This window comes from Cellulophaga sp. 20_2_10, from assembly GCF_023476645.1.
Lineage (GTDB): Bacteria > Bacteroidota > Bacteroidia > Flavobacteriales > Flavobacteriaceae > Cellulophaga.
Genome location: NZ_JAMCOJ010000037.1, coordinates 1 through 3,096, shown reverse-complemented (window position 1 = coordinate 3,096; position 3,096 = coordinate 1). Strand labels below are relative to the sequence as shown.

The 3,096-nt window shown below is 35.9% G+C and carries 3 protein-coding genes; all 3 read left to right on the top strand.

Features of this window, described 5'->3' with window-relative positions; all coding sequences use genetic code 11:
* Positions 1–606, top strand: a 606-nt coding sequence (locus M4I21_RS18385) for a T9SS type B sorting domain-containing protein (RefSeq protein WP_249560687.1), incomplete at its 5' end; no start/stop codon positions are given.
* Positions 607–643: 37 nt separating this feature from the next.
* Positions 644–1,585, top strand: coding sequence for a PorP/SprF family type IX secretion system membrane protein (locus tag M4I21_RS18380; protein ID WP_249560686.1), 942 nt, complete (start codon positions 644–646; stop codon positions 1,583–1,585).
* A gap of 11 nt (positions 1,586–1,596) precedes the next feature.
* A partial coding sequence (locus M4I21_RS18375) for a carboxypeptidase regulatory-like domain-containing protein (RefSeq protein ID WP_249560685.1) occupies positions 1,597–3,096 on the top strand: 1,500 nt, incomplete at its 3' end.

Genomic DNA, 3,096 nt, shown 5'->3' with positions numbered 1-3,096 from the left:
GAAGTAACTTTAGGTACTGATCCTAATAATCCTGATACAGATGGTGATACTATTCTTGACGGACAAGAAGTTACCGACAATACCAACCCGCTTGATGATTGTGATTCTAACGGTGGTACGCCACTTGATGCTAGTGATTGTGATATGGATGGGTTAACTAATGCGGAAGAAGCTGCTTTAGGTACAGATCCTTTTAACCCTGATTCAGATGGTGATTTAATTCTTGATGGTAAAGAAGTGACTGACCAAACTGATCCTCTTGATCCTTGTGATAATATTGGTGGTACGCCTCCTGAAGGTGCTCCTTGTGATATCTCTATTTACAACGACCTTGTTGGGCCTGGTGTAGATGATGGATACTTTAGAATTATTAATATTGAACAGTTTCCTAACAATACCGTACAAATCTACAACAGATGGGGTGTTATTGTTTTTGAAACCAAATCATACGATCGTGGTACTAATGTTTTTAAAGGTATCTCTAATGGTAGAGTCGTTGTTAAGAAAAACGAAACACTACCGGCTGGAGTTTACTACTACATTATTAATTACAATAATAACGGTCAGAACAAATCTAAAGCTGGATATTTATATCTAAATAGATAATTTTAAACACAACCATTAAACGCATAAATCATAAATTATGAGAAAATTATTAGTAAGTATTGTTTTAATATTTCTTGCCGTGCAGAACTCTTCTGCGCAGCAAGATGCGCAATACACTCAATATATGTATAACACTATTGCCATTAACCCTGCTTACGCAGGGTCTAGAGGCGTATTTAGTATTGCTGCTTTGCATAGATCGCAATGGGTAGGACTAGATGGTGCTCCTACAACCCAGACGCTTAACTTTAACACACCTGTCTCTAGAAGAGTCGGACTTGGGTTATCTGTGGTACACGATGAAATTGGGAATGGTACCAATCAAGATACCTACGTAGATGCTGCTTTCTCTTACACGGTACCAACTGGTGATCAAGGTAAATTATCATTTGGACTTAAAGCTGGGGGACATTTCTTAAACCTCGATTTTTCTAAACTTGCCAATTACAGACAAGAGTCTACTCCTGCTGGATACAGCGATATCGATAAAAAATTCTCTCCCAATTTTGGAGCGGGTATTTATTATCATACCGATAAATTCTACACAGGATTATCTGTTCCTAACTTTTTAGAAACAGAACATTTTGATAATTCTGGGGGAACTAACAGCTCTTTTGTTGCCGTAGAACGTATGAACTGGTATTTAATTACTGGTTATGTGTTTGAGTTAAACAGAGATTTAAAACTAAAACCTGCTGCGCTTATTAAAGCAGTTAAAGGAGCGCCTTTACAAGCAGATTTATCGGCTACTTTTTTACTTAGAGATAAGTTTAGCTTTGGTGCCGCTTACCGTTGGGATGCTGCTGTAAGTGCTCTTGTTGGGTTTCAACTTAGTGAACAGTTAATGTTAGGACTCGCTTACGATAAAGAAACTACGGATCTTGGAAATTCTTCTTTTAACGATGGTTCTTTTGAAGTGTTTTTAAGATATGAGTTAAGATCGAGATACAAAAAAGTAATTACACCTAGATTCTTCTAAAAACAAAATAAATGAAATTTAAATATATAACACTTGCCTTTTTATTTTGTTGTGCGCTGTCTAATGCGCAATCTAAAAAAGAAAAAAGGGCCGATGATAAATTTGAGAGCTATCAATATGCCGAGGCCATAGATGTCTACGAAAGATTGATTGATCTTGGATATACATCTGAAACCATTTACAGAAAACTTGCCAACTCTAATTACCTTAATGCTAGGTATGAAAATGCCGCTAAATGGTATGGGAAATTAGTAAACTTAGAAGAGGCTACCATAGATCCCGAAGAAATTTACAAGTACGCATTATCTCTAAAATCTATTGGAGAATATGATACCTCGGATACTTGGATGCGTAAGTTTGATCAAATTAAACAGTACGATTCTAGAGCGTCTTTATTTGAAAATAATGCAGATTATTTACAAGTAATTGAAAAAAACTCTGGACGTTACAACCTAAAAAATCTTGAGATGAACTCTAGTGTGTCTGAGTTTTCGCCGGCTTATTATATGAATAAGTTAGTGTTTTCTTCTGCTAGAGATACAGGAACGGTACGTAATTCTATTCACGAGTGGAACAACCAACCGTTTTTAAACCTTTATGCTGCTCAAATTAATGAAGAAGGAACTCCTATTCATGCAGATAAATTAGATCGTAAACTAAATAAAAAAACACACGAGTCTTCTGCTATTTTTACCAAAGATGGTAACACCATGTATTTTACTAGAAACAACTCGGATAACGGTAGGTTTGCGCGTGGTAAAGATGGCGTTAGTAGATTAAAACTATACAGAGCAATTAAGGTGGATGACCAATGGAAAAAAATTACAGAATTGCCTTTTAATGGCGATGAATATTCTGTAGCTCACCCTGCCCTATCGCCAGATGAAACAAAATTATATTTTGCTTCTGATATGCCAGGTACTCGTGGTATGTCTGACCTTTATGTGGTAGATATTATTGCTGATGGCACCTTTAGTGCTCCGCTAAATCTAGGTAATAAAATTAATACAGAATCTAGAGAAACGTTTCCGTTTGTATCTAAAAATAACATCTTGTATTTTGCCTCTGACGGACATCCTGGTCTTGGTGGTTTAGATATTTTTGCAACTCAGGTAACCGACAATTTTAACGATTCTTACATCTTAAATATTGGAAAACCTGTAAACAGCAAGCAAGATGATTTTTCTTTGATTTTTGATGAAGACACACAAAAAGGATTCTTTGCCTCTAACCGTGATGGCGGAAAAGGCTATGATGATATTTACAGCTTTGTACAAACAAAAGAACTAAACCTTACTTGTTACAATACCATTACTGGTACTGTGGTAAACCTTAAAACGGGTGCTAGTATTGCAGATGCTGCGGTACAAGTAAAAGACAAAGAAAATACCTTGGTTTTTGAAACTAAAACAAATAAAAAAGGAAACTTTACCCTAGAAGATATTTGTTGGGATGACACCTATACCCTACTGGGAGAAAAAATAGAGTTTGAAAATGGCACTACTTCTTTT